The 25,821-nt window shown below is 47.2% G+C and carries 38 protein-coding genes and 1 pseudogene; 15 read left to right on the top strand and 24 right to left on the bottom strand.

Features of this window, described 5'->3' with window-relative positions; genetic code table 11:
• The first annotated feature begins 48 nt into the window (after positions 1-48).
• A complete protein-coding gene (locus LVJ85_RS05805; RefSeq protein WP_244742468.1) occupies positions 49-606 on the top strand; it encodes a hypothetical protein in 558 nt (185 codons plus the stop codon).
• A gap of 189 nt (positions 607-795) precedes the next feature.
• Here LVJ85_RS05805 and LVJ85_RS05800 read toward each other — a convergent pair whose 3' ends face one another.
• The 19 genes from LVJ85_RS05800 to LVJ85_RS05710 all read right to left on the bottom strand — a co-directional run bounded on the left by LVJ85_RS05800 (position 796) and on the right by LVJ85_RS05710 (position 17,432).
• Positions 796-1,803: an IS5 family transposase gene (locus LVJ85_RS05800; protein ID WP_244742466.1), complete on the bottom strand. Its 1,008-nt coding sequence runs from the start codon at positions 1,801-1,803 to the stop codon at positions 796-798.
• Positions 1,804-1,928: 125 nt separating this feature from the next.
• Positions 1,929-3,173, bottom strand: a complete 1,245-nt coding sequence (locus LVJ85_RS05795; RefSeq protein WP_244742464.1) for a type VI immunity family protein — start codon at positions 3,171-3,173, stop codon at positions 1,929-1,931.
• A gap of 12 nt (positions 3,174-3,185) precedes the next feature.
• A complete protein-coding gene (locus LVJ85_RS05790) occupies positions 3,186-4,433 on the bottom strand; it encodes a type VI immunity family protein (protein ID WP_244742461.1) in 1,248 nt (415 codons plus the stop codon).
• Positions 4,434-4,436: 3 nt separating this feature from the next.
• A complete protein-coding gene (locus LVJ85_RS05785) occupies positions 4,437-5,891 on the bottom strand; it encodes a hypothetical protein (RefSeq protein ID WP_244742457.1) in 1,455 nt (484 codons plus the stop codon).
• 5 nt (positions 5,892-5,896) lie between these two features.
• On the bottom strand, positions 5,897-8,473 hold the full coding sequence (locus LVJ85_RS05780) for a type VI secretion system Vgr family protein (RefSeq protein ID WP_244742454.1): 2,577 nt from the start codon (positions 8,471-8,473) through the stop codon (positions 5,897-5,899).
• Positions 8,474-9,090: 617 nt separating this feature from the next.
• Positions 9,091-9,303, bottom strand: coding sequence for an AlpA family transcriptional regulator (locus LVJ85_RS05775; RefSeq protein ID WP_244742451.1), 213 nt, complete (start codon positions 9,301-9,303; stop codon positions 9,091-9,093).
• Positions 9,304-9,396: 93 nt separating this feature from the next.
• The gene (locus tag LVJ85_RS05770; RefSeq protein ID WP_244742447.1) at positions 9,397-10,293 is read right to left on the bottom strand and encodes a hypothetical protein; all 897 of its coding nucleotides are present in this window, start codon (positions 10,291-10,293) and stop codon (positions 9,397-9,399) included.
• 2 nt (positions 10,294-10,295) lie between these two features.
• A complete protein-coding gene (locus LVJ85_RS05765) occupies positions 10,296-10,550 on the bottom strand; it encodes a hypothetical protein (RefSeq protein WP_244742445.1) in 255 nt (84 codons plus the stop codon).
• A gap of 223 nt (positions 10,551-10,773) precedes the next feature.
• Positions 10,774-11,100, bottom strand: a complete 327-nt coding sequence (locus LVJ85_RS05760) for a DUF551 domain-containing protein (RefSeq protein WP_244742442.1) — start codon at positions 11,098-11,100, stop codon at positions 10,774-10,776.
• 249 nt (positions 11,101-11,349) lie between these two features.
• Entirely contained in the window at positions 11,350-11,619 is a 270-nt protein-coding gene (locus tag LVJ85_RS05755) for a hypothetical protein (protein ID WP_244742438.1), read from the bottom strand.
• Positions 11,620-11,640: 21 nt separating this feature from the next.
• On the bottom strand, positions 11,641-12,306 hold the full coding sequence (locus LVJ85_RS05750; RefSeq protein ID WP_244742435.1) for a translocation protein TolB precursor: 666 nt from the start codon (positions 12,304-12,306) through the stop codon (positions 11,641-11,643).
• Positions 12,306-13,184: a recombinase RecT gene (locus tag LVJ85_RS05745; RefSeq protein ID WP_244742432.1), complete on the bottom strand. Its 879-nt coding sequence runs from the start codon at positions 13,182-13,184 to the stop codon at positions 12,306-12,308. Before LVJ85_RS05745 ends, LVJ85_RS05750 begins: the two co-directional genes overlap by 1 nt.
• Positions 13,185-13,238: 54 nt before the next feature.
• Positions 13,239-13,409: a hypothetical protein gene (locus LVJ85_RS05740; protein WP_244742429.1), complete on the bottom strand. Its 171-nt coding sequence runs from the start codon at positions 13,407-13,409 to the stop codon at positions 13,239-13,241.
• A gap of 23 nt (positions 13,410-13,432) precedes the next feature.
• The gene (locus tag LVJ85_RS05735) at positions 13,433-14,035 is read right to left on the bottom strand and encodes a hypothetical protein (protein ID WP_244742427.1); all 603 of its coding nucleotides are present in this window, start codon (positions 14,033-14,035) and stop codon (positions 13,433-13,435) included.
• Positions 14,032-14,298, bottom strand: a complete 267-nt coding sequence (locus tag LVJ85_RS05730) for a hypothetical protein (RefSeq protein ID WP_244742424.1) — start codon at positions 14,296-14,298, stop codon at positions 14,032-14,034. The genes LVJ85_RS05735 and LVJ85_RS05730 overlap by 4 nt, the downstream gene beginning before the upstream one ends.
• 29 nt (positions 14,299-14,327) lie before the next feature.
• Positions 14,328-15,413, bottom strand: coding sequence for a DNA cytosine methyltransferase (locus LVJ85_RS05725; RefSeq protein ID WP_244742422.1), 1,086 nt, complete (start codon positions 15,411-15,413; stop codon positions 14,328-14,330).
• Between the two features lie 347 nt (positions 15,414-15,760).
• Positions 15,761-15,910, bottom strand: coding sequence for a hypothetical protein (locus LVJ85_RS05720; protein WP_244742419.1), 150 nt, complete (start codon positions 15,908-15,910; stop codon positions 15,761-15,763).
• A 30-nt stretch (positions 15,911-15,940) separates the two neighbouring features.
• A complete protein-coding gene (locus tag LVJ85_RS05715) occupies positions 15,941-16,309 on the bottom strand; it encodes a hypothetical protein (protein ID WP_244742416.1) in 369 nt (122 codons plus the stop codon).
• A 28-nt stretch (positions 16,310-16,337) separates the two neighbouring features.
• Complete coding sequence (locus LVJ85_RS05710; protein WP_244742413.1) at positions 16,338-17,432, bottom strand: hypothetical protein; 1,095 nt, start codon at positions 17,430-17,432, stop codon at positions 16,338-16,340.
• Positions 17,433-18,269: 837 nt separating this feature from the next.
• Here LVJ85_RS05710 and LVJ85_RS05705 point away from each other — a divergent pair.
• Positions 18,270-18,587 (top strand): hypothetical protein, encoded by a 318-nt coding sequence (locus LVJ85_RS05705; RefSeq protein ID WP_244742410.1) that lies wholly within the window; start codon positions 18,270-18,272, stop codon positions 18,585-18,587.
• A gap of 9 nt (positions 18,588-18,596) precedes the next feature.
• Here LVJ85_RS05705 and LVJ85_RS05700 read toward each other — a convergent pair whose 3' ends face one another.
• The 4 genes and pseudogenes from LVJ85_RS05700 to LVJ85_RS13445 all read right to left on the bottom strand — a co-directional run.
• The gene (locus tag LVJ85_RS05700) at positions 18,597-18,884 is read right to left on the bottom strand and encodes an STAS-like domain-containing protein (protein ID WP_244742407.1); all 288 of its coding nucleotides are present in this window, start codon (positions 18,882-18,884) and stop codon (positions 18,597-18,599) included.
• Positions 18,875-19,798 (bottom strand): hypothetical protein, encoded by a 924-nt coding sequence (locus LVJ85_RS05695; protein ID WP_244742404.1) that lies wholly within the window; start codon positions 19,796-19,798, stop codon positions 18,875-18,877. Before LVJ85_RS05695 ends, LVJ85_RS05700 begins: the two co-directional genes overlap by 10 nt.
• Positions 19,799-19,852: 54 nt before the next feature.
• The gene (locus LVJ85_RS05690) at positions 19,853-20,326 is read right to left on the bottom strand and encodes a S24 family peptidase (protein WP_244742401.1); all 474 of its coding nucleotides are present in this window, start codon (positions 20,324-20,326) and stop codon (positions 19,853-19,855) included.
• A 15-nt stretch (positions 20,327-20,341) separates the two neighbouring features.
• Positions 20,342-20,524, bottom strand: a pseudogene (locus LVJ85_RS13445) (helix-turn-helix transcriptional regulator); the annotation flags it as partial.
• 105 nt (positions 20,525-20,629) lie between these two features.
• Between LVJ85_RS13445 and LVJ85_RS05685 the strand changes: the two are divergent.
• Positions 20,630-20,812: a helix-turn-helix domain-containing protein gene (locus LVJ85_RS05685; RefSeq protein WP_244742398.1), complete on the top strand. Its 183-nt coding sequence runs from the start codon at positions 20,630-20,632 to the stop codon at positions 20,810-20,812.
• Positions 20,809-20,958: a hypothetical protein gene (locus LVJ85_RS05680; protein WP_244742395.1), complete on the top strand. Its 150-nt coding sequence runs from the start codon at positions 20,809-20,811 to the stop codon at positions 20,956-20,958. The genes LVJ85_RS05685 and LVJ85_RS05680 overlap by 4 nt, the downstream gene beginning before the upstream one ends.
• Here LVJ85_RS05680 and LVJ85_RS05675 read toward each other — a convergent pair.
• Positions 20,955-21,137, bottom strand: a complete 183-nt coding sequence (locus LVJ85_RS05675; protein WP_244742392.1) for a hypothetical protein — start codon at positions 21,135-21,137, stop codon at positions 20,955-20,957. The genes LVJ85_RS05680 and LVJ85_RS05675 overlap by 4 nt on opposite strands.
• A gap of 149 nt (positions 21,138-21,286) precedes the next feature.
• Here LVJ85_RS05675 and LVJ85_RS05670 point away from each other — a divergent pair, with 149 nt between their 5' ends.
• From LVJ85_RS05670 to LVJ85_RS05620, 11 genes are all read left to right on the top strand, one after another.
• Complete coding sequence (locus LVJ85_RS05670) at positions 21,287-21,502, top strand: helix-turn-helix domain-containing protein (protein ID WP_244742389.1); 216 nt, start codon at positions 21,287-21,289, stop codon at positions 21,500-21,502.
• On the top strand, positions 21,499-22,383 hold the full coding sequence (locus LVJ85_RS05665; RefSeq protein ID WP_244742386.1) for a helix-turn-helix domain-containing protein: 885 nt from the start codon (positions 21,499-21,501) through the stop codon (positions 22,381-22,383). The genes LVJ85_RS05670 and LVJ85_RS05665 overlap by 4 nt, the downstream gene beginning before the upstream one ends.
• Entirely contained in the window at positions 22,380-22,865 is a 486-nt protein-coding gene (locus LVJ85_RS05660) for a hypothetical protein (RefSeq protein WP_244742383.1), read from the top strand. The genes LVJ85_RS05665 and LVJ85_RS05660 overlap by 4 nt, the downstream gene beginning before the upstream one ends.
• Entirely contained in the window at positions 22,862-23,083 is a 222-nt protein-coding gene (locus LVJ85_RS05655) for a hypothetical protein (RefSeq protein ID WP_244742380.1), read from the top strand. The genes LVJ85_RS05660 and LVJ85_RS05655 overlap by 4 nt, the downstream gene beginning before the upstream one ends.
• 57 nt (positions 23,084-23,140) lie before the next feature.
• On the top strand, positions 23,141-23,650 hold the full coding sequence (locus tag LVJ85_RS05650) for a RusA family crossover junction endodeoxyribonuclease (RefSeq protein WP_244742377.1): 510 nt from the start codon (positions 23,141-23,143) through the stop codon (positions 23,648-23,650).
• 79 nt (positions 23,651-23,729) lie between these two features.
• Complete coding sequence (locus tag LVJ85_RS05645; protein ID WP_244742374.1) at positions 23,730-24,029, top strand: recombination protein NinB; 300 nt, start codon at positions 23,730-23,732, stop codon at positions 24,027-24,029.
• Complete coding sequence (locus LVJ85_RS05640; RefSeq protein ID WP_244742371.1) at positions 24,029-24,166, top strand: hypothetical protein; 138 nt, start codon at positions 24,029-24,031, stop codon at positions 24,164-24,166. The genes LVJ85_RS05645 and LVJ85_RS05640 overlap by 1 nt, the downstream gene beginning before the upstream one ends.
• Positions 24,163-24,474 carry a hypothetical protein gene (locus LVJ85_RS05635; protein ID WP_244742369.1) on the top strand — a complete coding sequence of 104 codons (312 nt, stop codon included), beginning with the start codon at positions 24,163-24,165 and terminating at the stop codon, positions 24,472-24,474. The genes LVJ85_RS05640 and LVJ85_RS05635 overlap by 4 nt, the downstream gene beginning before the upstream one ends.
• A gap of 2 nt (positions 24,475-24,476) precedes the next feature.
• Positions 24,477-24,995, top strand: a complete 519-nt coding sequence (locus LVJ85_RS05630) for a hypothetical protein (RefSeq protein ID WP_244742366.1) — start codon at positions 24,477-24,479, stop codon at positions 24,993-24,995.
• 219 nt (positions 24,996-25,214) lie between these two features.
• A complete protein-coding gene (locus LVJ85_RS05625) occupies positions 25,215-25,385 on the top strand; it encodes a hypothetical protein (RefSeq protein ID WP_244742362.1) in 171 nt (56 codons plus the stop codon).
• A gap of 20 nt (positions 25,386-25,405) precedes the next feature.
• Positions 25,406-25,819, top strand: coding sequence for a hypothetical protein (locus LVJ85_RS05620; protein ID WP_244742359.1), 414 nt, complete (start codon positions 25,406-25,408; stop codon positions 25,817-25,819).
• The last annotated feature ends 2 nt before the right edge of the window (positions 25,820-25,821 follow it).

Below are 25,821 nucleotides of genomic sequence, written 5' to 3'. Positions count from 1 at the left end.
TTCAAAATTAATTTTGAAGAATTGATTAGCTTGTATCAAAAACGCTGTATGGAGTTAGCACGGATTTGGGAACAGACGGTAAAAATAACACCGCTTTGTGAACATATTGATTTTTTAGAAAAAATAGATCATTTAAATCCGCGTTTAGTTGGAATTCCAAATAAATATTTATTGTCAGAGACACAATCCGATTGGTGTCTTTATATGGATAATCGATTTTCGGGGACAGATATAACCAGCCAACCTCCATTTTTAGCAGGTCAATGGGGGGTACAATTGATTAACCTATATCTTGAGCCCGATTATGGAAAAGATCAATATGGTTCAGTCATGTTTCATTGGATGGACGGTGCTAAACCAGTTTCTGATTATGAGTTTCAACATAGAACTATTATGGTTCATAAAGAAGGAAATCGTGTCGATTTTGAGCAAAGTGGAGTGCCTTTCCCGTTTGAAAATACAGCCAACTACGAAAAAAGATTGAAGAAAGACCGGTTGACTGTTGAAATGGTAGAAGAATATTGCGGTCATTTCGGCATTCATCTTTTCGATTTGGATTTTTACAAAGGTAAGTCAGTAATTTTCAATGTTGAAAGAAATATTTGAACATCCGGAAAAGTTGAGCGGAGGGAAATCAACTAAACGATCGCTCGGCTAGGTATTGCGGAGACTTTTACAAAATAGCCCCCTTTACCCAACAGCTGGGGCCAAAACACAGGGTTTCGGCTGTTTTTCTATTTCAATGCTCTCTTTATTCTCCTCAAATACCCGATAATCGGGTATCTGAACTGCCTTTCAGACGGCAACAGGCGCACGTAGCCTGTTGGCTGCTTTCAACAGGTTCAAACACATCGCCTTCAGGTGGCTTTGCGCACTCACTTTGCTCAGACCAAAATAGGCTGCCCGGGCATGGCGGAATTTACGGTGCAGCGTACCAAAGCTTTGTTCGACCACATAACGGGTTTTCGATAAATGTCGGTTACGTTTGATTTGTGCTTCCGTCAGCGGCCGGTTGCGGTGGGATTTGCACATGATGCCGTCCCGCAGCTGATGTTCTTCCAGATGTTGCCGGTTTTCCATACTGTCGTAGCCTTTATCGGCATAGACAGTCGTGCCTTTGGCTAGGCCTTCCAACAAAGGCAGCAGGTGTTTGCACTCATGGGCATTGGCGGCAGTGATGTGCAGTTTCTCAATGTAGCCTTCCGCATCGGTACGGGTATGTTGTTTGTAGCCCAGTCTGTATCGGCCGTCTTTCTTCACCCAACGGGCATCGCTGTCTTTACTCGGTGTGGTTTGGCTATTGACTTGCCCTTCGGCATCCACTTCTATGGCCTGACGTTGTTTGCCGCCGGCCGTCTGAATAATGGTGGCGTCAACGATGGCGGCGGATGCTTTCTCTACTTTTAGGCCCTGGTCAGTCAGTTGGCGGTTAATCAGCTCCGGTAGTTCGGCCAGGGTGTTGTCTTGTGCCGGCCGGTTGCGGTAGCGGCATAAGGTGCTGTGATCGGGGATGCTCAGTTCGTCAAAACGGCAAAACAGATGGAAATCGATGCGGGTAATGAGGCTGTGTTCGAGTTCTGGATCGGAAAGGCTGTGCCATTGGCCGAGTAAAACGGCTTTGAACATGGACAGCAGGGGATAAGCTGGACGGCCGTGGTGGTCTCGAAGGTAACGGGTTCTTTGATGGTTGAGGTAATGCTCGATCGGTTGCCAATCAATCACCTGCTCCAGCTTCAACAGGGGGAAGCGGTCGATGTGTTTGGCAATCATGGCTTGTGCGGTTTGCTGAAAGAAGGTGCTCATGAAAAATCCCCTAAATGTCTTGGTAGGGAATTTAGGGGATTGTGGGGAATTTTGCAAAGGTCTCTGCCTCCTTAAAAACATGAGGCCGTCTGAAAACATTTTTAGACAGCCGCAGTTTTTACTCTTTAAAATTCAGACGGCACCTCTACCGGGTCTCCATCATCGCGTTTAACCAAACGCCAAACGGCATCATCTTTAGTTCGATGACGTTCTCCATTGGGCAAGACCCAAATATGCTCGCCTTCCATCGGAAAAACTTCTCCTGTTTTAAAATGCTCTTCAATCCCTTCAGAAAGGTTATCAGGCACCCACATACCGCTGAAAGGCACTTCATACGGTTTCTGGCGGTACACCGGCATCAGCTCGGCTTTATCCCCTTCAGGGTTGAAAATACCCTGTTCGAAATTAGCGTTATCCCAACGCCGCAGCCAATAATAACCCTGCGAGGCCGAATAGCGGGTTTTGCCATTGCCATAAGCGGTATGCATCGCATCTTTCAGCTTTTCCACCCGAACCGGACGCAGCAGGTTGTTGACTACTAAATAGGGAACCGGCAAGGGCTTGTTGCGGTCGCCGGTTGACGGGAAACTCCCCGCTTTGAATATCATCGTGTCGTTACAGGTTTGCAGGGTAATGTCGGGATAGTGGTTTAACACATTGTCCACCTCCTGCTTTTTCAGACGGCCTTGCAGTTTTTTACCGACAAAGGTGTACCAGTTGATAGATTTCAGGCCGATCTCCCAGTTGGTGTCATATGGAGTGAAATCAGGTGTTATCCCCCAGTAACGTTTGGTGGTGCTATGCTCGTAAAACTGATATTCAAACCCATCATAAGGTAATGAAACCGTCAATCCGGCATAACCGTGAAATATGGAAAACTGCTTACAAAGATATGTTATCCACTCTTCAAACTCCTGTTTGCCTTGAGATGTTTTTAAAAGGGAAACCGGCAAATTAATTTGAAGATAGGATAATTCTTCATTCTGCTCGGTATTAGGTTTTGAAGTCAATGTATGAATAGCATAGTCAGGAGAAAAATCACCTGATTCATCAGAACATAAGTAACCAAATAATGGTTGTCCCTGCTCCGCCGCCTCAATCATTTTATGCTGTTTTTTAGTAAAAGCTGCCTGGTTCAATTTGGCAAAACGAGACATATCTTCCCAAAAATGGGATTTCAAATAGGGATGGTAATGCATATAGAAGCGGTCAAACACTTCCAAAACCTTGCGCTGCCCTGCCACCGAGCCACCGTCGTGAAAGTAAATCAGAATAACCAACCCCAGTTGTGCCAGTATCTTGCGCTCTTCGTCGTGCAGCAGAATATCGCGGTATTCCTGCTCCAAGGCGTCGTATTGTTTAAACATCATATATTTGTTTTCCTAAAATTCAGACGGCACTTCTACCGGGCCTCCGTCATCGCGTTTAACCAAACGCCAAACAACATATAATGCATTGGTAACTTGCTTATTTCCATCAGGCAATGTCCAAATATACTCGCCGTCATTTGGAAAAATTTCTCCCTGCTCCAAATGCTTTTCGATTCCTTCTGGAACATTATCCGGCACCCACATACCGCCGAAAGGCACTTCATACGGTTTCTGGCGGTACACCGGCATCAGCTCGGCTTTATCCCCTTCAGGGTTGAAAATGCCCTGTTCGAAATTAGCGTTATCCCAACGCCGCAGCCAATAATAACCTTGCGAGGCGGAATAGCGGGTTTTGCCGTTGCCGTAAGCAGTATGTATCGCATCTTTCAACTTTTCCACCCGAGCCGGACGCAGCAGGTTGTTGACCACCAAATAGGGAACCGGCAAGGGCTTGTTGCGGTCGCCGGTTGACGGGAAACTCCCCGCTTTGAATATCATCGTGTCGTTACAGGTTTGCAGGGTAATGTCGGGATAGTGGTTTAACACATTGTCCACTTCCTGCTTTTTCAGACGGCCTTGCAGTTTTTTGCCGACAAAGGTGTACCAGTTGACAGACTTCAAGCCGGTTCTCCAGTTGGTGCCATATGGAGCGAAATCAGGTGTTATTCCCCAATAATGTTTGGTGGTGCTGTGCTCGTAAAACTGGTATTCAAACCCGTCATAAGGTAATGAAACCGTCAATCCGGCATAACCGTGAAATATGGAAAACTGTTTACAAAGATAAGCCACCCACTCTTCAAACTCCTGTTTACCTTGAGATGTTTTCAAAAGGGAAATCGGCAGATTAATTTGAATAAAGGATGGTTTTTCATTCGGTTCTATATCGGGTCTTGCAGTCAGTGTACTTATTGCATAGTCAGGCGAATAGTCGCCCCATTCATCACTACTTAAATAGCCGAATAAGGCCTCCCCTTGCTCAGCTGCTGCAATCATTTTCTGCTGTTTTTTGACAAAGGCCGTCTGATTCAGTTTAGCAAAGCGACGCATCCCTTTCCAAAAATGGGATTTCAAATAGGGATGGTAATGCATATAGAAGCGGTCAAACACTTCCAAAACCTTGCGCTGCCCGGCTACCGAGCCACCGTCGTGAAAGTAAATCAGAATAACCAACCCCAGTTGTGCCAGTATCTTGTGCTCTTCGTCGTGCAGCAGAATATCGCGGTATTCCTGCTCCAAGGCTTCGTATTGTTTTGATAGCATGTTTTATTTCCTATGTCGGTTATCAAATTCTCGAACTTTTTCTTCCCAACCCTCCAAATGGCTGGTATCCGAATTTTCACCGCATTCCTGCCATGGCAGGTAACGGATAATTTCATATTCATTGCGTTTATATGTTTGACCTTTCGGTTTCCTCTCAACAAGGTAGCGATAGGCATAACAATTGCTGCGCTCTTCAAAACGTTCATCCGCCGCCCATACCTTTGCCGATACACCTAATGCAGGGGCAAATCTAGCAAGCCTCAATAAAAACGTTCCGGCGCCCAGTAGTGCGGCGGGGGCGAAATAAGCCGCTGCTGCAACAACGGCGACTGTCAGCACAACGATTGCGATGATTTCTTCTTTGTTGTCTTTAACAAACTTCAACGCCAAAGCCAGCGTATCGTCACCGGACATTACCACCTCTGCCTCCTGAATATAAGGCAGATGGTCACGCGGAATATCTTCATATTGTTCCAGATAGTCGGCAGCTTGCTGCAATTCAATATCGCTATATTCAACAACTTTACCGTTTTCGCCTACCCAGCGTATGCCGTCTGAAGTACGTTCGAAATTGCCGAAACTGTCAAACCAAGGCGAATTGCGGCTCAACATTTCTACGGTTTCTGGGCGGTAAGCCGCTTCCAAATCTTGCTTGTTAACCAATTCGCCGGACAGGATGTTGACAGGTTTGCCCGATGGAGGTGTTAGCCACGGCTCAAGACGAATTTTAGGCAACAGTTCTTCTTGTTTAAAACCAAACGCAGGCACCAAATCGGGTGAAAATTCATAAATATGCCGTGTGTCGTCTTTGTTATCATCTTGCCAGATTTTTAATACGGCAAAGCGTTCAGGAGTGGCGATTTGCTGATAGGCTTCTCGCTGTTCAAAATCTAAACCATCTTTCCCATACTTCATCTCCACCAATCGTTTGAGATTATCGCCATAATTTTCTCCTGTAGGCGGATAGGCGGCATTACGTCCCGGCCAACGGGTTTTGTAATCGTTAACGATAATCAAATCGGGTCGCTTGACAGTAGCACCAGCTATAATGGCCGGCGAACCCTTCCAACGTGTATGCCTGCGGTTTTTTCCTTCGGTAGTCGGGTCGGTTAAGCTGATTTTTTCACCGATTTTTTCGATATAGTGTTCATTTTCCTGCTGCTCTTTTTTCCCTGCCTGCCTGTTTCTAGTCAAATGAGGCACAGGCGTTCCTTCTCCTTGGGGAACACTGAAACTGACTTCAGGTTTATAAGGCCAATAGTAGCTGGTCATTTTTTCCGTTAAGTTGACAACATGATCAAAGCCATTTTGCTTTTTATCCTGCGTTTTCTTCCCCATCTGAAGTTTGGGTTTGTAGTATCTGAGAACGTAATCCCATACCAAATAAAGATAACCTAAATCAGACAATTCAATATCGGCATATTTTCTATCAACTTCCAGTCGTGTAATCATCGTCATGGTATTTACTCGTCGTCGTAAATTTCAAAATGCAGATTAATTGTGCCTCCGCCTGCAATATGTAAAAGATGCGGTGCTTTCTTGGGCTTATCTTCCCGAACAAATTCTACTTTTTGAGGAGAGGAAGTCGTAACCAACAAGGTTTCTCCTTTGTGGTTAGTTATCCCTTCTACTTGACTACCGTCCTCTAAAGTCAAAGTGTATGGGCGGTTAACCAATACATTTTGCGTTTTTTTATCCCTCAAAATATAACGCCCGGAATATAAAGGCTCGAATTTTGGCAAGTTACTTGCTATCGCATGAGGATTGATGACCTGAAACCCCGCACACTTCACCCACACCATCTTCGGGCAACCCAACTCGATATTGCCGTCTTTAATCTTGATGTACGCCCCGCCGCTGGTCAGCAGGATTTCGTCTTTGGCGGCCACGGTTACTTTGCCGGCGCTGCTGGTAATGGTGGCGTCTTTCAGCGCATTAATCTGCATCTCGTCGTTCTGCGCCTGTATCTCCACCTTGCCCTGATTGGCCTGCAGTTTCGCGCCGCTGCTTTGGGCAAACAGGTTGACGCTCTCTACCGCATGGGCGGTGAAGTTTTGGCCGGCGCTGATGTCGGTGTCGCCGCCGCTAATGTGGTGGATGTGTTGGCCGGCGGTGTGCAGTTGGCTTTGCGGGGTGGCGGTAGCGATGCCGTCGGGGGCGGATTGGATGATGCCCGCGCGTTGCAGCTGTATGAGGCTGTCTTTCAGACGGCCTGCCTGTTCTTCGGCCTCGGTGGCTTCGTTTTTGGCGGTATGGGCGGCTTTGTTGAGGCTTTTGGCTAAGGAGATTGCCTGCTCGAGTTGGGCAATGGCGGCATCCATATCCAACACCTGACCCGCAGCCTGATTCTGGGCATCGGCACTGATGAATAAACCCTTACCCGCCCGTAATGCGCCCCAACTGTCGGTACGCAGCTCGAAGCCTTCGCCGTTGTCGCCGCGTTTCTGTCTCTGGCCGTCGACGATATGGCCGAGGTTGAGTTGGGTTTTGCCGTATTCGGTCGCCAGTTTGATGTGTTCCTGACCCTGTTTGTCTTCCATCCGCAGTTTGTTATTTGCCCAGGTGCGGATAACGTTGCGGGTGTTCCAATCGGCGGGAACGTGGTCGGGGTGGGAGCTGTCGTGCATCACCCCGCTGATGTAGGGTCTGTCGGGATTACCCTGTACAAACGACAGCATCACTTCGGTGCCTTCGTGTAGCGGGAAGTGCTGGCCGTAGTCGGGGCCGGCATAGGGTTTGGCTAAGCGGATGGGACGGCTTTCTCCGCCCGGGCTCCATTCGTCGAGGTCGAACGGCAGTTTGACGCGGTAACGGCCCATATTGTCGATATAGGCATAGGTGTAGTTGCCGGGGCTGGTGATTCTGGCGGGAAGGCTGCCCTGAATCTTGGGCAACGGGGTGATGCGTTCGGGGCGGAAGATGCTGTCGGCGGGAATGGCGGTAAAAGTATGGCTGTACGCTTGGTCGCGGCTGCCGCTGTGGGTAAGCGACACTACCAACCAGCCGTTGGGTGCTTCGCTGAAGCTTGGGGCCGTCTGAAACACTTGGCCGGGGCTAAGCGCGGTGATGTTGCCGCTGCCGGAAGCAACAATACGGCGGCTGTGGTCGAGCTGTTGCAGTAAGGCCGTCTGAAGTTGGGCTTCTTCGGGTGTCTTGTGATGCAAACCCCAATGGCTGTCACTGCCGAGTAAGACGCTGCCGTCGGTCTCCGTACCCTTGGCCGTTACTGTGGACGATAAGTCGGTATCGGCATCGCGGTAGTTGTAGTCGCCGACGCGGATGGATTCGAGAATGGGATTGTGTTTTACCTGTAAGGCGAACACCGCTTCCTTGCCGACGCTCTCCAATCTGCCGTGGGGGCGGTAGGGATACGGCAGACGGTTGTCACGAAAATAATGGGCGGCATCGTCGCCGAATACCGCCACCTCGCCATATTGGGCGTTCTGCTCGAAGGCGTACCAGATGCCTTCTTCTTCACACAGCCGGTTGATAAAGGCGAAGTCGCTTTCCTGATACTGGGTCACATACTCGCGCACACCGTATTCGCGGGAAGTGTTAAAGCGGAAATCGACGCCGGAGAAGCCGTGGTGTTTCAGCAGCGATGAAATAATGTCGGGAACGTTTTGGTTTTGAAACAGCCGTGAAGTGCGGTGGTGCTTCAATGCGGCGATGCGCGGTTCCAATACCATACGGTAACGGGTTTCGTCCGCCGATACCGACAGCTTCTCGCAGGAAGTGATGATACCGCTCCATTCCTTCAACGCTTGGGGGGCGATCATTCCCTCAATCAATCCCAACGCATCAGAGCTTACCGGCGTTACCGTAAACTTGGCCGCCTGGTTGATGTACGACGACAGCGGCAAATCGGCATCGGCGCAGGTCAGTTCGATGTCGAGACGGTAGGCCGTATTCAATGCTTCGGTGGCGGTGAAGGAGACGACGGAGAGGGAGGGGCTGAAACGGGAGAAGGTGAGGTGGTAGGATTGGGTTTGGGTCATCGCGGGCGTTCCAAAGCGGTGTGTCAGAGTATCGGGATTCAAGATATATTCTTTGGCAATATAGCAGAATGGACATCTTTGCCCAATATGGGTATGACAAAAGGCCGCCTGAAATTTCAGACGGCCTTGGGGTGCTAAGATTTATCTATAATATCAACCAGATTATAGAAACAACAGGCTTTGAGTATGACAAGCCAGATTCATCGGCAAACTACCAAGGTGAGCCTTGAATAGTATCAATTATGTTTCATTCATGAACATTTTGCCTATTCGCAAAAGGCAAATAGTTGGTCATGATGACACTTATTTTTACTAATATTGGTAAAGTGTTGGTGCGTTACGAATACAGCCCTCTCCAGAAAATTTCTAGACAACCGGACCGAGGTAAGAATGGGATTTGATTTACCAAGGCGGCCGTACCGAAGTGACTGACATATTGATAGGTGAATAACTACACATGAGAAAAGCCGGTAATTTTCACCGGCTTTTTATTGGGTACACAATATGGTACATAAAATAAATATAACCTAAAATTATCTAATTCAATCATAAGGTTATAATAAAATATGGCAGAGAGGAAGGGATTCGTATATTTTTTAATATAATGATTATAAATAATTTATTTTATGGTAAGGGTTTGCTTACCATAAAAATAACCATCATTGAGATAAGCCAAGCATCTCAATGCACTCTTTTTTATTCCACACGGCCGCGCCGGTTGGCGTCTGAATCTGTTTGGGGAAGATGCCTTTTTTGACCCATGCGTAAACTGTTTTGCGAGACACCGGCTTATCTTTGCCAAGTGAGTATGCTATCAGATTTGCGGCGTTATTAATATCTATACGCTCGCCCATTTTGCTAATTTCGATCATTTCCTGCTCCTTCTAAAAACTCAAGCCGCTATCTTTTCCGGATAACGGCCTGATATACGTTTAATCTTCGTCTGTGCTGGTTATTGGTGCGTTTCATCGCTGTACGCCAGCCTTTTCAATTTTTACAAGCTGCTGTCTGAAATCGTTGTAATCAATCAGGGTAAGCCCTGTTGCGGTTTCAAACGGTATCAGCCATGTTTGCACGACTGCCTTAATCTTGCGGGAAAGGCTTTCAGGGTTGCCGAAATCCAACCATTCAGGCCGTCTAAGGTCGGGAATATTGTTCGGCTCTTCGATTTCCACAAAGCACTCGGCCATACGGTACAGGTTCCACGCTGCCGACAAGATGTAATCACGCATCAACGGCTCTTTGATGCCGTATTTCTTGGCTTGGCTGCGCAAACTTTCGCCACGAATAACGGCATTCATGGCCTCTATATGTTCGATTGGGCGGTCGTATAAACTTGTCGAATACAAGCACACTTGTACGGCTGAACAGTATTTGGCGATTGCGTCTGTTGTTTTGGCCGGAACAATCTCGCCGTATTGAGCGGCCATACTGGATAAGATAACCAGCGGTCGCAACATAATGCGGCGTTCGTTCGGGCTGCTGTCGTCATGCTTCAGACGGCCTATTGCTTCTTCCGCCGCCTTGCAGATGCCGCGCAGCTTGGTGTCTTGGTAGATGGCCGACACAAGGCGCATGGCGCGTATCAGCTTTTCAAACACCATCACGGATTGGATGTTGTACTCATACACCAATGTGCCGTAGTGCATCAGGTTACGGATTTCGTCCGTTACGTTGATGTCTTGGTCGCACGGTTCGCCGTCTTTCAGACTGCGCAAAAAAGCAGCCTGTTGATACTTGTAGGCTGCTGTCTTGTTTCTATCCCCGCTTTTGTTGCCGATTTGCTGTTTGGCCTTGCGGTTAATCTCTTGGTTTCGTTTGGCCTGTCGTTTTGTGGCCATCATCGCGCTTGCTGTTTGCATATCTATTCCTTTGCTGCGGGATATTCGCGCAGGGATTCTTCCCAGTTACAGTCTTCGTTTGATACGAGTGTTAACTCCTTGCAATCATCGTACATTGCATCGCCCGGATACCAGTAGCCTAAATCTGCATCTTGTTTGGGTTCACAGGCGTATGAAAACACTTCGCCGCTGTTATCTGTCGCCACAAAGTTGTGGCCGGCAGGGATTTCAATATCAACGCCGTAGTATTCCACAACCCGCGTTTCGATTTTTTTCATTGTTTAATCCTTAAAGGAAATTTAACATTACACCTTTTGATGGAATAAAAATAACCCCGGCCATGGAAATAACCCAAACAATAACAACAATTCGTTTGGGCTTGAATGTTTTGGCTTTACCTATGCATAATCCGGTTAAAAATAGGAATGTGAGAAACCAAAACACCACGTTGCACAGGACATCAATGTTTTGTATGACTTCTATAATCCAGTATTTCATCATCTACTCCTTTTCAGGTGGCGCGGGAAGCGGTTTCCAGTAAAGCACTTCTGCGTCAACTGTAAATTCCCACTCTAACTCTTCAGTATCATCAATACGCCAATCAGAGTATATATACCCGTTTGACGTAAATACGATTACAGTTTGGAACGTTTCTGGCAATTCTGTTTTTATGTCAATCCATCGGTTTTGTTCTGCCGCTTGCTCTTTTGCACCAAGCCAAGCGAGCTGCATTAAAAGGCGCAATGGTTCGGATTTGTTTTCGCACTCTAAACTGCCAAACCATTCATTAAATAGTGCAATCTCTTCGTGTACTTGGTCTTGTGTCATTTCCTGCTCCGTTTCTTGCGTTGATGTTTAGGCCGTGTGAATTTTTGCGCAGGGCGTTTTAAGGCCGCCTGCCGGATTTCGGCCTTTACCTCTGGTGTATTACCCGGCCTCGTTTCCCGATTGATGGAAGCGAAAAACGACAATATGCCTGTAATTAACTTTTTAAAATCCATTTAAACCGTCTCCCTGCTATACGCTCTATAAGCATCAGCATGATTAATAATGTGAGTTTGATAATTGGCGGTGTTTTCATATATCCACCTTTTGCTTAAAAGACTTGCGGACACCGTTCACATCACGGCAATAGGCCAGCCAGTAATACCGGCCATCACTACCGCGTGATATACTCATTTTCTCGATACGGTATTCCGTGCCGTCTGTTTCTATGGTGCCGCCTTTTACCCATCGGCAACCGTGAGCGGGCGGGTCTTGCAACATCTTTAATGCAATGTCCCGCACTAACTCATCGGCGTGCTTCAGGGCTTGGACGGCCTTTTTAAAATCATTGAGTGATTGCATGGTTAAAATAAAAGCCGCTTGTCAGGCGGCCGGTTTGGGTTGGTTTCTCTCGGATAAAAGCTCGTCGTAATACTTCCTGCAGGCAATTACCCGCTCTTTGATGCGCTCGATTTTGGATTCATCGCGCTTGATGGTTACTGTGGTTAGGCGTTGGTGTAGCGGTAAGGCTTCGATTGCCGTTATCAACTTATCCACGTCTCCGTAGCCCAATAGGTTTTCGGGGCATGGGAACAGCCAAAAATCAACCTCCGCCACTTCGCACTCAAACAGCCACATATAACCCTGCATCTGCCAATCATAGCCTGTGGACTTTACCTTTGCCTCGGCTTCGCACTTAAACCACGGGTGTGTGTAAATATCCCAACTGCACTTGGTATCTACAATCAGACGGCGTGCCGGATAATAAATATCGCACTCGCCGCTGATATACCCGTTTTCTTTTCGCTCTTGGTTTTTCTCAAAGTGCAAAGCCCGCATTAGGCCGCTTGCTTCGATTGCATACGGTTCCAGTGCGTTACCCTTTTCCGTTTCCCTGCTGCCATCGAAATTGGCAAAGCCTACAATTTCCTGCTTTGCCAGTTCAATAACGTGGGATTTGGCGGTTTGCGATAACTTGCCCGCGTCTTTATCTGCTTTGAGTTTCGGATCGCCGACAATCTTATGGATACTTGAGCATCGGATAAGCATCACATACCCGCCAATTCTGCCCGCTGCTCTTCGGTAAGCTGATACTTTCCGTCTAGCACTTCCATTTTGCTGATTTGCCCTGTGCTGATATTTTCTTTCAGGGCTTCAAACAGGGTATCGTCAACGGTTACAGCAATTTCGGGCGGTGTCGGTTGGTTGTCGATATACTCAAACTCCTGCGCTGTTACGTCTTTGACAACGGCTTGGTCGGCTAAGACGGCCTGTTGCATCTCAATGGATAGCGGTGCTTGCTGGGACAACAGCAGCTTGATAACGGTTTTGCGTGCCATTGCCTCGAAATTGTCCGCCCATACTCCGTAACCGCGTTTGTAGGTTTGGCTGTATTGTTTGGCGTGTGCTTCCAGCTCGTCCATGCTCATAGTCAGGTTTGCTTCATAGCCGTTCAAAAGCTGGAAATAGGCGATATAGCCAATCACACGGCCTTGCGGTTTGGCCGGAATCAGCGAAGTTAAACGCTTGTGTACATCTTCTTCTGTGTCTTGTTCATACACGGCACACGCATTAATGCGTTTGAATTGGCCGCTGCGCTGGGCAAGCTGGATAAAGCCTTTGTAGCCAAGCTGGAATTGCGCTTCGGTCGTTCCTGCCTTGCGGTTGTTAAACGGAACAATATAGGCAAAGCCCAAGTTGTTGTTGATGGGAAGGTTAAGCGTTGCCGCCATACACGCTGCATTGAAAATGCTTTGCGGCGTGGCCTTTTGCAAAAGCTCGTTGCTGTTGACAATCTGCATTACGCTGGTTGCAAAGCTGGCCGCGTTTTTACCCATCAACTCCTGCATCTTTTTCATGGCTGCTTCGCCGTTGATGTAGTTTTTGATGGCAAGTTGGTTTTGTTTTGCTGCATCTACCTGTGTCATTTTTTACTCCAATAAAAAACCGCCTGCTGGCGGGTGGTTACGGGTTTTAAAACTTCAAATTTCATGATCATTTCCTTTCATTTTCTGTAACAATTTTCGGGTAACGGTTGCGCCTGCAAGGCCGTATTGTTTCGCCAGTTCTTCAAATTCAAGACGGTGCTTTTCCAAAAAATCCGCCAACAGGGTTTTTTCAAAATCGTCCAAATAAACACGCTTGTTATTCACATCTCTTACCTTTTATTTCAATTTCATTTATTGCCGCATGGCATAATTAATACTTCAAACGCTCCGAAGAGTGTATGGAATTTCGCATAGGTCGCTTTGATGCCGTTTGTGATTAACTTCACGCGTCTTCGCTTAATGCCAAGCTCTTTTTGCATTTTGGCTAAATCAGCCAAATAGTCGGGATTGAGCATAGCGGGTTCTGATTTTGATTCGTCTGTATTTACTTCATTAAACACTTTCGTGACATCTACATATTTGCAGCCTTCACGTAAAAAGTTAGTGCTTGCAATCACTTCACCGTTTTTATCGGTGTACTGGAAAGAACATTCATGGTTTTCGTGATTGTGAGTGAGATACAGTTTATTTTCAGACTTTCTCCCGCTGCTTTTGAAAAATGAAATGGCCGCCTCAACCGCTTTTCTCGGCATGATTATTTCCAGTTGCTTAAAGCTTTCCGATTCCGTAGGGAACTTCCATCTTGCAGCCCTGTGGCTGTCTGTTGATACTAAAAAGCCGTCTTTAATGGCAATGCTGTTGATATACCAGCGCAGGTCGTCTTTGCCTGCCGTAATCAGCAATGCTTTTAAAACTTCTATTTCAAGCTCTATTTTGTTGTTTTCAATCATTTCTCTGCCTCCGTCGGGTATGCCTCTGCATCTCCGTTAAAAAACTGATAATCCATGTGTTCGTACTGTTTCTCGGCCTGAATTACATCGACAATCGCGCGGGATTCCGCTGCTGAAATTAAAGCGGCCGTATCGTTTTGCTGATAGGCCGTCCGAATCTCTTGGTGCGCGTCATGTGCGCAAGATTTGCCCATGATGACTGCCATGCCGAAAAACATCACGGCGATATACAGGCATAAGGCCGTCTGAAATCTCTGTTTCATTTTCTCTCTCCGAAATAAAAAAAGTGCCGTTAATCCGGCACGTTTGATAATATTTCCGACACTTGCTTGATTCTTTCGCCAATCCATCGCATAACGGGAACGGCCATACTGTTTCCGCACGCTTTGTAGCGCGGTGCATCGGGGCATTCTTCGGCTGGTTTTCCCCGCCACGGTATGCGGGTGTGGTTGTCGGGGAAGCCCTGCAACCGCTCGCATTCAAGCGGAGTAAAACGCCTAACCCTCATACCGTTAATGGCGCAATTGCCGTTGAAAATCTGCTCGTGGTCTAATCCCCTACCGCCGAAGCCTGTTGAGAGTGTGGCAGCTATCGGTAGCAACACTACATTTGTGCCTCCGTCGGTATCTAGCGGCTGCGCAATATTTGATGTGATTGGATCTTGGCGGCCATTAACCACTATCAGGCTTTCGCTTCCGCCACCCAATGCCCCGCCGCTTTCTTTCACGGTTCCGCAATCTGCGTCTGCTTCTCGGTAGTCGCCAAAGCCTGATTCTGCAAAGCATTGCGGAGTATCGGCGGCAATGTGCGGCCGCGAACTTCTGCCCGTCTCAATACGCCCGCGCAAGCTGTTGAACTCAAATAATACCGCTGCGGCAGGTTGCCAGTTTCCAAGATGTCCGACAACAAACACTCTTCTGCGCCGCTGTGGCACTCCGAAGTATTGAGCGTCAAGAACCCGGTAGGCGACCCCATACCCGAGTTGCCCCAAGCCTGTGATAAAGGCTGCAAAATCCCTGCCTCCGTTACTCGACAAAACGCCGGGGACGTTTTCCCAAACCACCCATGCGGGGCGGTATTTGTCAGCAATGGCAAGATAGGTAAGCATAAGGTTGCCACGCGGGTCATCCAATCCTTTTCGCAATCCCGCGATGCTGAATGATTGGCAGGGGGTTCCGCCAACGAGAATATCGATAACTGCATTCGGCCACTCCTTGAATTTAGTCATGTCGCCCAAGTTTGGCACTTGTGGCCACCGGTGTTTCAAAACTGCACTTGGGAATTTTTCGATCTCCGAAAAGAAAACCGGCTTGAATCCCAAAGGCTCCCAAGCAAGGCTTGCGGCTTCCACGCCGCTACATACGCTTCCGTATTTCATATGGAATCCCACAAACACACATACGGATAACCGCCTATACAGCCATGCGTATATCTGCTTCGCTTATTCGGCAAGTTCAGACAACCTACACCCACCCATTCAGGTATAGGCCGCCTGAAAATACCTAGCTTGTTTCTTCGTCCAAGCTGCGCCACGCGTCGAAAGGAGAAACACAAAGGATTATTTCCGCTGCGCATTGTCGGGGTTACTCATACCGCCACTCTCCGACTTGGCGGCCTACTCACTTGCTGGATTATTCCGTTATGGCCGTTACCGCTAAAATTGCGACAGATAAAACGACTTGTGCGATGATGGCGTAAGTAATCAGGGTAATCATGATTGGCTCCTTATCTGTATAAATTAAATGCCGCCTGAAATGCTTTCCAAGCGGCTTGTGTTTTCTGTATGTTGTAGTTTCCGTTGGTGTTTCGGATCAGGATTAATCCGTTTGCCCGTGCATAGCTTTCAAAAGCTGGTCTTAATTGTTCGTTGTCCATTTTTTCCCCTAAAAATTAAGGCCGTCTGAATCAGGCGGCCTGTTGTTTGACTTGAGTTAATACCCAAACATAATCGGTAAAGTCTTCGCACTCTTGCTGGCAGATGAGCAGCATGGACGCGTGTAGGTCGTTGTCGCCATATTCCCGCTTGCCTTGCTCGGCCGCTTCGCACAACAGCCAATCATGCCAACACTCGTTATCCGTTTCGGCCAAAAACTCGGCATCTGTGGTTGCGCCGTCGGCAAACCGAAATTCATGGGCGATGCTTTCAGCAATCTTGCGGCAATCGGCCAAGTGCATTCGCACAAGCCGGCACTCCTCATCTTCACGGCGTTGCTCGGCATCTTCACTGCCATACCAACCACCCATGCCCCAATCGGGGCTGCTGTAGCCAATCATGTTTACTCCTCCCCGATAAAAAACCGCCTTATTCGGCGGTTTTGTCATCGCTAACTATATGCTTTTCAATTCTCAATTTGGCAAAATCAATCAAAAGTTTGTACTCTTGATGGGTTTTGTCGTCGTGATACTTTCTTGACTTTGCCAAAAACTCTTCAATCGTTCCAGTAAAGCAGCCGCGTGTAACGACAAGGCCGTGCTTGCCGGTTGTTACGGTAAGCGTTCCGTTTTCGGTGCCTACATTAGTTGTAGATATAATACATTTATGATCGAACACCCGTGCATCGCCGCACACCCGTGCATTGCCGTACACCCGTGCATTGCCGTACACCCGTGCATCGCCGAACACCTCGGCATCGCCGAACACCCGTGCGTCGCCGCACACCCATGCGTCGCCGTACACCCGTGCATTGCCGAACACCCGTGCGTCGCCGCACACCCATGCGTCGCCGTACACCCATGCGTCGCCGTACACCCGTGCATTGCCGTACACCCGTGCATCGCCGCACACCTCGGCATCGCCGCACACCTCGGCATCGCCGAACACCTCGGCATCGCCGAACACCCGTGCGTCGCCGAACACCCATGCGTCGCCGTACACCCGTGCATTGCCGTACACCCATGCGTCGCCGAACACCTCGGCATCGCCGAACACCTCGGCATCGCCGAACACCCGTGCGTCGCCGAACACCCATGCGTCGCCGTACACCCGTGCATTGCCGTACACCCATGCGTCGCCGAACACCTCGGCATCGCCGTACACCTCGGCATCGCCGAACACCTCGGCATCGCCGAACACCCGTGCGTCGCCGAACACCCGTGCGTCGCCGCACACCTCGGCATCGCCGCACACCTCGGCATCGCCGAACACCTCGGCATCGCCGCACACCTCGGCATCGCCGAACACCCGTGCGTCGCCGAACACCTCGGCATCGCCGTACACCCGTGCATTGCCGCACACCCATGCGTCGCCGGACATGCTTAAATTGCTTTCTTTTTCTATATACCCGCCCATATCGCCCGCCGCAACAGATGACCCGATTGCAACAAGTGCCTTTATTCGGTACAGCGTTTTACCATTGACGGTAATTGTGTCGTCTTTGAGTAATTCGTACTTTTTCATTTCTGCATCCTTTTCAAAACAAACCCGCAATCAATGCGGGGGCGAACATTACCAATCCTAAAATCAAGCCTTTAATCATTTTCTCTCTCCAAAAAAGCTTACTAAATCAGCCTGATAGCGATTGCCGTTTCCGCGTTGCCGTTGCGTTGGCGGTTAGCCTTGTCAAGCTGATTGAGTAAGCCGCCTGTTGCCAAGCGGTTTGATGTGCGGGCATCTCACCCGCCGTCTGTTTTGAGATACCAAACAGATAAAGATACACACATGTCCGGCCTGTTTAACGTGCTTCAGATTACTGTGTGACTTGCTGTCCCGACACGCGCTGTCGTCGGCCTTAATAAATTAAGACTACACCGCCTCAGCGAACCAAGCGGCCTAAATAATCTTTCTCTACTGCGGGCTGAATTAAAGGCATCCAGCCCTCAACATTCGCTATCAACTTATGTAAGCGCGGCAACCTAGCCTGTGTTTCTCTTGCTTACCTTTCCGCAACTCTGTTTCATGCTGCGGTCGTCGGTGTCTGTGTTTTGCTTTGATGGGTGTATAGTACTATTGTACTTACTAAATATCAAGAACAATCGTACTTAAAATAACTTAAAAATAAGTATGTAAATGATTCTAAAAAGAAAAAAGTTTGTGAAATTTTGGGGAAAAGAGAGAAATCAGGAGAAATGAAGGGGAATTAAGAGATTGAATGTATAAGTTGTAAGTTATATACTTCGCTTATAGCTGTGGCGATATTCGCAGCTATTGCATACATCCGGCCTTTGGCGGCCCTATCCACTATCAGGATTTTGGCGACCCTTAGGCCATTTTCTTATTTTCAAGATATGGATTTTTATGAAAAGACGAGTTGCCGTTTTTGTTGATGCAGGGTTTTTTACGAGAATTTTTACAAAGAAAGTCGACCCTGATATGAAAATGAATCCTGAACAGTTGGCTAAATTAATGTGGCGGTATTGGATCAGCCATGTTGATCGAAGAAACGGAGAGCAAATTTATCGGATTTATTTTTATGATTGCCCGCCATTGAGAAACAAGGCGCAGCATCCGATAAGTAAAGAAAATATAAGCATCTGCACGAATAAATTCAGACGGCCTTTGCGGCCGTTTTTTTATGGGCGTGGAAAAGCCCGCTCGGGGCGGGCTTGGTTGTGATTTATTTGGTTAAGAAGATGCCAAAGTGAATTTTCTCTTAATCATATTGTTGATTGAGTTTGTCGAGTTGGATATTTTCACATTTTTTTTAATGTTTTCAATACCTATATCATCTATTAACTTTGAAAAACAGCCGTTAATAAATGAAGATGGAACTGCCAAAATAGAATCAAAAGACAAATTTACAGTATCGCCTTTATCTATTGCGTTCTTCATTGCCTTATAGATTTTAAATCCATCTTCATAGGTGCTGAACTGTTTTGTTTTGTCTGCAATTTTAATTTCTGTCAGTCCCATGAAAAATCCTCCGTTGTTGCCTGAAGCAAGTCAAGTTTATCTTGATAAAGTGTGATTTCAAAAGCCGTTCCGTCAATGTGCGAAAAACCATCCTCTATTTCAATAGACGGGAGGCCGTCTGTTCCGCGAAATACGGTAGCGGATATTTCGCCTGTTCTTAGAATGAATTTCCCTCCATTATTGCATACCGTACAAGCCAGTGTAAACAAGCCCATTCCTGCATTTCTGTGTGATGATTGGGTTGTAAATCCCTCTTGTATGGCATGGCATATACAATCAAAAGCAGTAAAGGAAGGGTGGGTTTTTTGGATCTTTTTTACAAGCCCTATGCCCAAATCTGAAACACAGATTTTTATCTCGCCATTTCCCTTTTGCGGAAAGTGCTGTACTAAAGCTGTCGAGACTTTTACTCCGGAATGGTCTTTTGTATTGTTAAAAAGTTCCTCCAAGCATATTTTAATTTCAGCCAGACTTTCTTTTTCGGCTCCAAGCCGTGAAGCCAGCCATTTGATAGACGTGTTTTCAAGCCACATTAATGTTTGGTTCGGGGCGAGGCTTTTTATCGGTAAAGTGGTTATTCTGCACATGGATTTATCGGATAGATATTTTCCGGATGCTTGCAAGAAAAACTCAGAATCATCCATGTATCTCACAGCTGCCGACAAATTGCCGTCTTTAGTGTGGTTTGTGATAAACACTTTGAATCCATAGGTTTTTAAAAAAACCACTTGGTCGAATAAAATAACCAAAGCCAAGGGTTCGATAAAACAAAGATTTCCAACATCGAAATAGATTTCCATATTCAGCTTGTTTGCGCTGTTGGCAATCTGCTTTATCTCTTGGCTTATATCCCCTATATTGATTTTATTTAAGTTGCGTGGAAAGATGACTGTATTATTTTTGCCTTTGGCCATAAATTCTATTCCTTTGCTTCAATCCATCACACTACACCGGAAAACGCGGCCGCATTAAAACACACTCAACGACCACGCACCCTTGACTTTGCCGCAGATGATGATGTTGCCTACATCTTCCGCCGATACCTGCTCGTCGTGGTAATTGGGATTGTCGCTGATAACGAGCAGCCCACCAGTTACGGTGCGTTGCAGGCGTTTTGCGCGCAGGCCGTCGGGCATATGCAGGACATAGATGCCATCTCCGTCGAAATACTGAATACCCGAATCCACAAACAAAACATCTCCTTCTTTAATCGTTTCGCTCATGGAATCGCCCTTGGTGGAGATGACTTGCACCCTCCTGTAACACGCGCCCAAGTTCTGCCTCGCCCATGCTTCGGCTACGGTAACGGTATCCACTATCTCGATATTTTCGGGGTTGATGCAGCCGTCTCCGAGTTTGGCCGTAATGTTTAATACGTCGTAGCGGATATAGCCTTCGGGAGAATCTTCTTTTAAATCAAAATCAAATATATTTGATGTCATATCTCCTTTTCCTGTTTCAAGCCAAACCGCATCAACACCAAGCACCTTTGCGATTGACGCAATATTGGTTGTTGATTGGTTTCTCCCTGACTCAAGAGCGGCAATAGTTCCTTGAGACTTCCCGATAGCTTTCGCTAATTCTTCTTGAGACAACCCTTTTTTTGCCCTTGCTGTTTTCAATCTGTTTTTTAAAGTCATAAAAGCTCCTTTGTAACTATTGTACTTTCTAAATTAAGAATTTTGGTACTTGATTATTAGAACAATAGTACTTATAATTAAAAAATATTTTTAATGGAAGTTACTATGACACCTAGAAAAATTATTAACGAATTAAAAGCAAATGGGGTATCGACTGCTGAAATAGCTCAAGCCGCCAATTGCACGGTCCACTACATCAACAAAATAGCAAGCGGCAAACGGTTGAGCCCAAGTTATCAAATAGTTGATAAATTGAGAGATTTTTATAAAACAAAGGAACGCCGATGAACAAGAGCAAGAAAAACCGCTTATCGAAGAAAGACAAGCGGATGATTAAGAAAGCCGTTTTTGCGGCAGCCAAAAAATCAGACTTAACGCCTAGTGATTTAACGGCACTGCTGATCGATTCAATCAAGTATGTCAACGGGCTTTAAAAATTCTCATTGAATTTGTCGGATGCACTATCTATCCGTTCGGCCAATGTTTCAATGAAATCTGCAAGCCTGTTTGCGGTTTCTTTTACCTCGCTGTGATACCTAATAATCATATCAGGTTGGGTTTCCAAAATTGATTTAGTCAGTTCTTTTGCGGCGGTTAATGAATCACGTTTCATAAATTACTCCGTTAATAGTTGTTTGTGGAAATTCAATTTTAACGGAGTGCCGACAAAGCGGAAAGACGCTTGACTGCCCGGACAGACGGGCAACGGACAAAAGGAAAGCCCGCACGGGGCGGGCAGAAGTACAGATTAGTGGAGGCATTATGTCTGAAAACTTATCCCAATGCAAGATGGTTTTGAGCCATTTTAAAAACGGCGGCAGCTTAACGAGCTACGAAGCCTATGCGAAGTTCGGCATTACGCAGTTTGCTGCACGCATCAAAGACCTTGAAGGGCAAGGCCATGTGATTAACCGCGTTTGGGAGACAAACGCAAAAAACAAACGCTATAAGCGTTATTTCTTGGGGGTGGCGGCATGAGCATGACGTTAACAGCAAAGGCCATGCAGTTAAAAGTTGGCAGTCCTGTTCGAAAGTTGATTTTGCTGAAACTTGCAGACCAAGCGAACGACAAGGGCGAGTGCTGGCCTAGCTATGACACCATAGCCGAAGCAGCAGAATGCACAAGACGTGCGGTTATGGACAATATCAACACACTGCAAAAAATGGGTTTTTTACAGGTTGCAAAACGCCAAAAATCCAACGGCGAAAATATGACCAATATTTACCATTTGACGCTCGATAATGGCAATTATAGCGATAAAAAAGGTAGTGAATCAGGTTCACTAGGTAGTGAATCAGGTTCACTAGGTAGTGAATCAGGTTCACTAGGTAGTGAATCAGGTTCACTAGGGGGTAGTGAATCAGGTTCACCCAAACCAATCAATTACAACCAATCAATTAACCAATCAATTAACCATAGTAGCGCGGACGCTGACGCGCCGCCATGTGTTCCGTCTGAAAATCGGGATGATTGCAAGCCTGAAAAACCAAAACGAACAAAACGGGACGACGAAGACTTGGCTTTGCTCGCAAGGTACGGCATTTGCGGACAGCTTGCTGAAGACCATTTGCAAATCCGCAAGGCAAAACGCCAACCGCTCACGGAAACGGCTATGCGCCTGCTGGAAAAAGAAGCTGTAAAGTGCGGTATGACTGCCTGCCAAGCCGTTGAGTATGCAACAGGCAACGGATGGGCGAGTTTTCGGGCGGAGTATCTGCAAAACAAAACATTCCAGCATGCTGCGCCAGCAATCGTGCCGCAACAGCACAAGCCAAGCGCAACGTTTCAGACTGCCGCCGTGTTGGAAGCGGAGAAACAGCGGATTTTGCACATGATTGAAAACGGAGAGCTGCAATGAGTGAATACAAACCAAAATTGCCCGCTAGGCTTTACGTCTGCCTGTATGACGGCTTGCAAATGCTGCTTGCGTTGCGCCTGAAAGGCTGCCCATCGATTGACACGATAAACGCCACAGTTCAGGCGTGGGATACGGCTTTAGCGCACGGCAAGAAATTGGATTCCGAAGCCGATATGAAACGGTTTCAGGACTGCTTTGCCATATTGGCCGCTGAAATTAATACATGGCCCACCCCAGCCGATTTTCTCGCGAAACTTCCCAAACGTGAAGAACCTGAGATGTTGAGACTTGATTACAGCTTCGCGCCAACCGAACAAGAGCGAGCTAAGGCAAAGGAAGAAATTTCAAAGTTGAATAAGTTGCTTGAAAATGCTCCGTGCATGAATCGAAGCTGGATCCACGGAACGAAAGGTCGAAGCGTTGAAGAGTGTATCGCTATTTACAATCAAAAACGGCGTAAAGAGAGCGGAAAAGTTTTATGACCAAATGTTACCAATGCACCCACGCCGATTTTAAAACACCGATAAGCAAACAGATGGGCGGTTTCTGCCATTGCAATATCAAGCGGGAGCCGTGGAAGTATCTGCCGAGTTGCCAAGTGTGTGAGACGGGTAAATTTCAGACGGCCTCAAGCGAGGTTATCGAGCGGCGGAAACGGTTTTTTGAGCAAAACGGGAAGGATGTAAGGGGGTTGGAATGACGGTATTGATTGTGATGTTTTACTTGTTTTTGGGTGTTTGCGCTTGGTCTGTAAAGGATGGTTGGGATGACAACGAATAGCTTACTGTTTCGCATTGATGGTATGCCGCAAGGAAAAGGACGGCATAGAACCGCAAATATTAACGGCCAAGTGCGGGCATATACGCCGAAAAAAACACGGGAATACGAGAAGGCCGTAGGCGATGCGGCGAAACATGCGGCCATGCTGAAAGGCTGGGTTAAGTCTGACGATCCGATACGCTTAAATATTTGCGCTTGGTTTCCCGTGCCGACAAGCTGGCCAAAGAAAAAGCGTGAGGCGGCGCAGCGTGGGGATATATACCCTACCGTTAAACCTGATGCAGACAATATCGGTAAAGCAATTTCAGACGGCCTGAATGATATTGTCTATAACGATGATAAGCAGGTGGTGGAGTGCATTGTGAAGAAACGATATTGCCCCGCTGATAAATATCCGCATGTGGTTGTTTTTGTTGAGCCGATGATGGGATTTACAGAAATGCAGGCAAAACATTTGGGGTTGGCAAATGAATCAGTTAACGTTTAGATGCCAAGTGTCCAACGCAAATGCCCTGTTGAATCACATCTCAAGCAATGTAAACGGGTGGCTGCAAGGCTGCCCGGACTTGGAAATCGTAATCAGGCCACATAAAAGCAAGCGCAGTATCGAGCAGAATAAGCGGCTGTGGAAAATATACCAAGAGATTGCCGAAAACGTTTGGGTGGAGGGAAGAAGATACGACGCTGAAACATGGCATGAATATTTCAAGGGCAAGTTGATTGGATATAACGAGCGTTTACTACCCAACGGCGACACGCTAAAAACACCTATATCGACAACGACATTAAACACCGCTGAAATGACCGAGTATCAGAACAAGATACAGGCATGGGGCGCACGAAGAGGCATTATTTGGGAGTTTTGATGCTGGAAAATACAGATGATTTTGAGCTTGCGGAATTAGACGATGCGCTGGCTGCATTTGACGGCGTAGATGCGCCTGACGGCGTGGACGCAGAAATGGACGATAACGCTTGTCAGGGTGGAGCGTGCAAGATATGAGAGACGATAATTATCAAGCATGGGTCAGAAAACAGCCGTCTTGCATTAGTGGTAGATACAGCGAGTGGGTAAACGGCGAGGGTAGATGTGAATATGCCCATGTGCGCCGTGCAAAAGACAGTGGAACCGGCTACAAGCCATTATTCAGCGGCGTGCCTTTAACGCATGAAGAACACGCCATGCAGCATCAAAAGGGCGAAGCCTGCACGCTGGCCGCGTACGGAATCATTACGGAAGATGCTAAGGCGTGGTTCGAGCAAAAGGCCGAAGAATATTTAAACCAGTATGAAGAATTGATTAAGGGGTAAACATGTATCAATCAGTAGATGCAGCACTACAAGACGCTTACCGCTTCGGGTGTTTGCGGATCGAACCACAAAACAACACGGCGCAAGTTATGGCGTGGTGTGAGAATAAAGGGGTTGTTGGAAACGGCGCAGTCGGCCTGACGCAGGCGGAATGGCACGCAAACGCCGCCATGATACAGGCCAAAGTAGAATCGGTATTGAATCGCTACGAACTGGCCGCCGTGGAAATGCAGTACAGCGGCGGATTGAAGCAAGACGGGATTATTGATTTAACGGCGTATATTGAGCAGCAAAACAACGGCGTGAATCTGCTGGTGTGTGATGCCATTATCGCCAATATCTTTACGGGCAAGCCAAAGCAGACGGCCATCATGGACAAGTACGACATGAGCAAGGGGGCGTATTGGAGACAGCATAAAAAAATCAAAGGTGTTGTCGCCGCCCTGCACAACAGCGCGATATGCAAACTGGAGTGCGTGTTTATAGAGGCCGGAATCATGCAAGCTGTTGATGCCGCTTGACTAAAAGCGGGGAGTTTTGTACAATTTTTGCTAATGTGGCGATTCGTGTAAATGAACCGCCGATAAATCCCGCTAAGACATGGCGGGATTTTTGCATTTTTAGCATAAAGTGTTATTCAAGCGTATAGCTTAGATAGCATAAACAATAATAATTTACCCGAAACATTGAAACAAAATGCCGTCATCTAACAAATGGCGGTTTTTTAATGGGTTGCAATTATGGAACGTCTTGCATTAAGCCTAAAAGTAGGCCAACACGTTATCTTACCAAGTGGCAATGCCGCCGAAGTGGTAGAGATTGGAAAAGACACCGTGAGATTTAAATATCTATGCGGTGGCGGTGTGGTGGAGTTATCCCGCGCCCTGTGTTGTAAATATTGGGGCGCATGAATACTTAAACGGAGCGCGACATGAGCGAAGAAAAGAAACGCCCAGTCGGGCGGCCATCAAAGTTCGATGAAAAAGTAGTAGAAAAAATTCTCTCTATGCTGGCAGAAGGCGCTAGTTTGGAATCTATTTGTCTAATGGAAGATATGCCGTCTGCGCGTACTGTTTACCGCTGGCTAGATGAGAATGAGGGATTTTGTCAGAGATACGCGCGTGCGCGCGAGATGCAGGCCGATTTATACGCAGATCAGATTATCAAGATAGCCGACGATTGCCAGCCGGAAGCGGCGGCAGTTGCCAAAGCAAGATTGCAGATTGATTCCCGCAAATGGAAAGCATCAAAACTTGCCCCAAAAAAATACGGCGATAAGTTAGATGTCTCGGCTGATATGCGTGTGCAAGTGGAAAGTAAAACGCTGGAAGATATTTTCAAGTAAAA

Source organism: Neisseria sp. Dent CA1/247 (genome assembly GCF_022870825.1).
GTDB lineage: Bacteria > Pseudomonadota > Gammaproteobacteria > Burkholderiales > Neisseriaceae > Neisseria > Neisseria zoodegmatis.
Note: the sequence above shows the minus strand (reverse complement) of the source record. Positions and strands in the feature narration are given on the sequence as shown.

Excerpts from the sequence above, each read along its gene's own strand:
- LVJ85_RS05640 (WP_244742371.1), top strand. The coding sequence starts at position 24,029 with ATGCTGGAAAATACAGATGATTTTGAGCTTGCGGAATTAGACGATGCG.
- LVJ85_RS05675 (WP_244742392.1), bottom strand. The coding sequence starts at position 21,137 with ATGAAACGTGATTCATTAACCGCCGCAAAAGAACTGACTAAATCAATT.
- LVJ85_RS05750 (WP_244742435.1), bottom strand. The coding sequence starts at position 12,306 with ATGCTTATCCGATGCTCAAGTATCCATAAGATTGTCGGCGATCCGAAA.
- LVJ85_RS05790 (WP_244742461.1), bottom strand. The coding sequence starts at position 4,433 with ATGCTATCAAAACAATACGAAGCCTTGGAGCAGGAATACCGCGATATT.
- LVJ85_RS05685 (WP_244742398.1), top strand. The coding sequence starts at position 20,630 with ATGACACCTAGAAAAATTATTAACGAATTAAAAGCAAATGGGGTATCG.
- LVJ85_RS05745 (WP_244742432.1), bottom strand. The coding sequence starts at position 13,184 with ATGACACAGGTAGATGCAGCAAAACAAAACCAACTTGCCATCAAAAAC.
- LVJ85_RS05705 (WP_244742410.1), top strand. The coding sequence starts at position 18,270 with ATGAAAAGACGAGTTGCCGTTTTTGTTGATGCAGGGTTTTTTACGAGA.
- LVJ85_RS05770 (WP_244742447.1), bottom strand. The coding sequence starts at position 10,293 with ATGCAAACAGCAAGCGCGATGATGGCCACAAAACGACAGGCCAAACGA.
- LVJ85_RS05760 (WP_244742442.1), bottom strand. The coding sequence starts at position 11,100 with ATGACACAAGACCAAGTACACGAAGAGATTGCACTATTTAATGAATGG.
- LVJ85_RS05665 (WP_244742386.1), top strand. The coding sequence starts at position 21,499 with ATGAGCATGACGTTAACAGCAAAGGCCATGCAGTTAAAAGTTGGCAGT.
- LVJ85_RS05775 (WP_244742451.1), bottom strand. The coding sequence starts at position 9,303 with ATGATCGAAATTAGCAAAATGGGCGAGCGTATAGATATTAATAACGCC.
- LVJ85_RS05710 (WP_244742413.1), bottom strand. The coding sequence starts at position 17,432 with ATGAAAAAGTACGAATTACTCAAAGACGACACAATTACCGTCAATGGT.
- LVJ85_RS05785 (WP_244742457.1), bottom strand. The coding sequence starts at position 5,891 with ATGACGATGATTACACGACTGGAAGTTGATAGAAAATATGCCGATATT.
- LVJ85_RS05655 (WP_244742380.1), top strand. The coding sequence starts at position 22,862 with ATGACCAAATGTTACCAATGCACCCACGCCGATTTTAAAACACCGATA.
- LVJ85_RS05680 (WP_244742395.1), top strand. The coding sequence starts at position 20,809 with ATGAACAAGAGCAAGAAAAACCGCTTATCGAAGAAAGACAAGCGGATG.
- LVJ85_RS05650 (WP_244742377.1), top strand. The coding sequence starts at position 23,141 with ATGGTTGGGATGACAACGAATAGCTTACTGTTTCGCATTGATGGTATG.
- LVJ85_RS05800 (WP_244742466.1), bottom strand. The coding sequence starts at position 1,803 with ATGAGCACCTTCTTTCAGCAAACCGCACAAGCCATGATTGCCAAACAC.
- LVJ85_RS05735 (WP_244742427.1), bottom strand. The coding sequence starts at position 14,035 with ATGATTGAAAACAACAAAATAGAGCTTGAAATAGAAGTTTTAAAAGCA.
- LVJ85_RS05715 (WP_244742416.1), bottom strand. The coding sequence starts at position 16,309 with ATGATTGGCTACAGCAGCCCCGATTGGGGCATGGGTGGTTGGTATGGC.
- LVJ85_RS05695 (WP_244742404.1), bottom strand. The coding sequence starts at position 19,798 with ATGGCCAAAGGCAAAAATAATACAGTCATCTTTCCACGCAACTTAAAT.
- LVJ85_RS05635 (WP_244742369.1), top strand. The coding sequence starts at position 24,163 with ATGAGAGACGATAATTATCAAGCATGGGTCAGAAAACAGCCGTCTTGC.
- LVJ85_RS05660 (WP_244742383.1), top strand. The coding sequence starts at position 22,380 with ATGAGTGAATACAAACCAAAATTGCCCGCTAGGCTTTACGTCTGCCTG.
- LVJ85_RS05700 (WP_244742407.1), bottom strand. The coding sequence starts at position 18,884 with ATGGGACTGACAGAAATTAAAATTGCAGACAAAACAAAACAGTTCAGC.
- LVJ85_RS05720 (WP_244742419.1), bottom strand. The coding sequence starts at position 15,910 with ATGGACAACGAACAATTAAGACCAGCTTTTGAAAGCTATGCACGGGCA.
- LVJ85_RS05620 (WP_244742359.1), top strand. The coding sequence starts at position 25,406 with ATGAGCGAAGAAAAGAAACGCCCAGTCGGGCGGCCATCAAAGTTCGAT.
- LVJ85_RS05765 (WP_244742445.1), bottom strand. The coding sequence starts at position 10,550 with ATGAAAAAAATCGAAACGCGGGTTGTGGAATACTACGGCGTTGATATT.
- LVJ85_RS05670 (WP_244742389.1), top strand. The coding sequence starts at position 21,287 with ATGTCTGAAAACTTATCCCAATGCAAGATGGTTTTGAGCCATTTTAAA.
- LVJ85_RS05630 (WP_244742366.1), top strand. The coding sequence starts at position 24,477 with ATGTATCAATCAGTAGATGCAGCACTACAAGACGCTTACCGCTTCGGG.
- LVJ85_RS05805 (WP_244742468.1), top strand. The coding sequence starts at position 49 with ATGGAGTTAGCACGGATTTGGGAACAGACGGTAAAAATAACACCGCTT.
- LVJ85_RS05795 (WP_244742464.1), bottom strand. The coding sequence starts at position 3,173 with ATGATGTTTAAACAATACGACGCCTTGGAGCAGGAATACCGCGATATT.
- LVJ85_RS05690 (WP_244742401.1), bottom strand. The coding sequence starts at position 20,326 with ATGACATCAAATATATTTGATTTTGATTTAAAAGAAGATTCTCCCGAA.
- LVJ85_RS05755 (WP_244742438.1), bottom strand. The coding sequence starts at position 11,619 with ATGCAATCACTCAATGATTTTAAAAAGGCCGTCCAAGCCCTGAAGCAC.
- LVJ85_RS05730 (WP_244742424.1), bottom strand. The coding sequence starts at position 14,298 with ATGAAACAGAGATTTCAGACGGCCTTATGCCTGTATATCGCCGTGATG.
- LVJ85_RS05725 (WP_244742422.1), bottom strand. The coding sequence starts at position 15,413 with ATGAAATACGGAAGCGTATGTAGCGGCGTGGAAGCCGCAAGCCTTGCT.
- LVJ85_RS05625 (WP_244742362.1), top strand. The coding sequence starts at position 25,215 with ATGGAACGTCTTGCATTAAGCCTAAAAGTAGGCCAACACGTTATCTTA.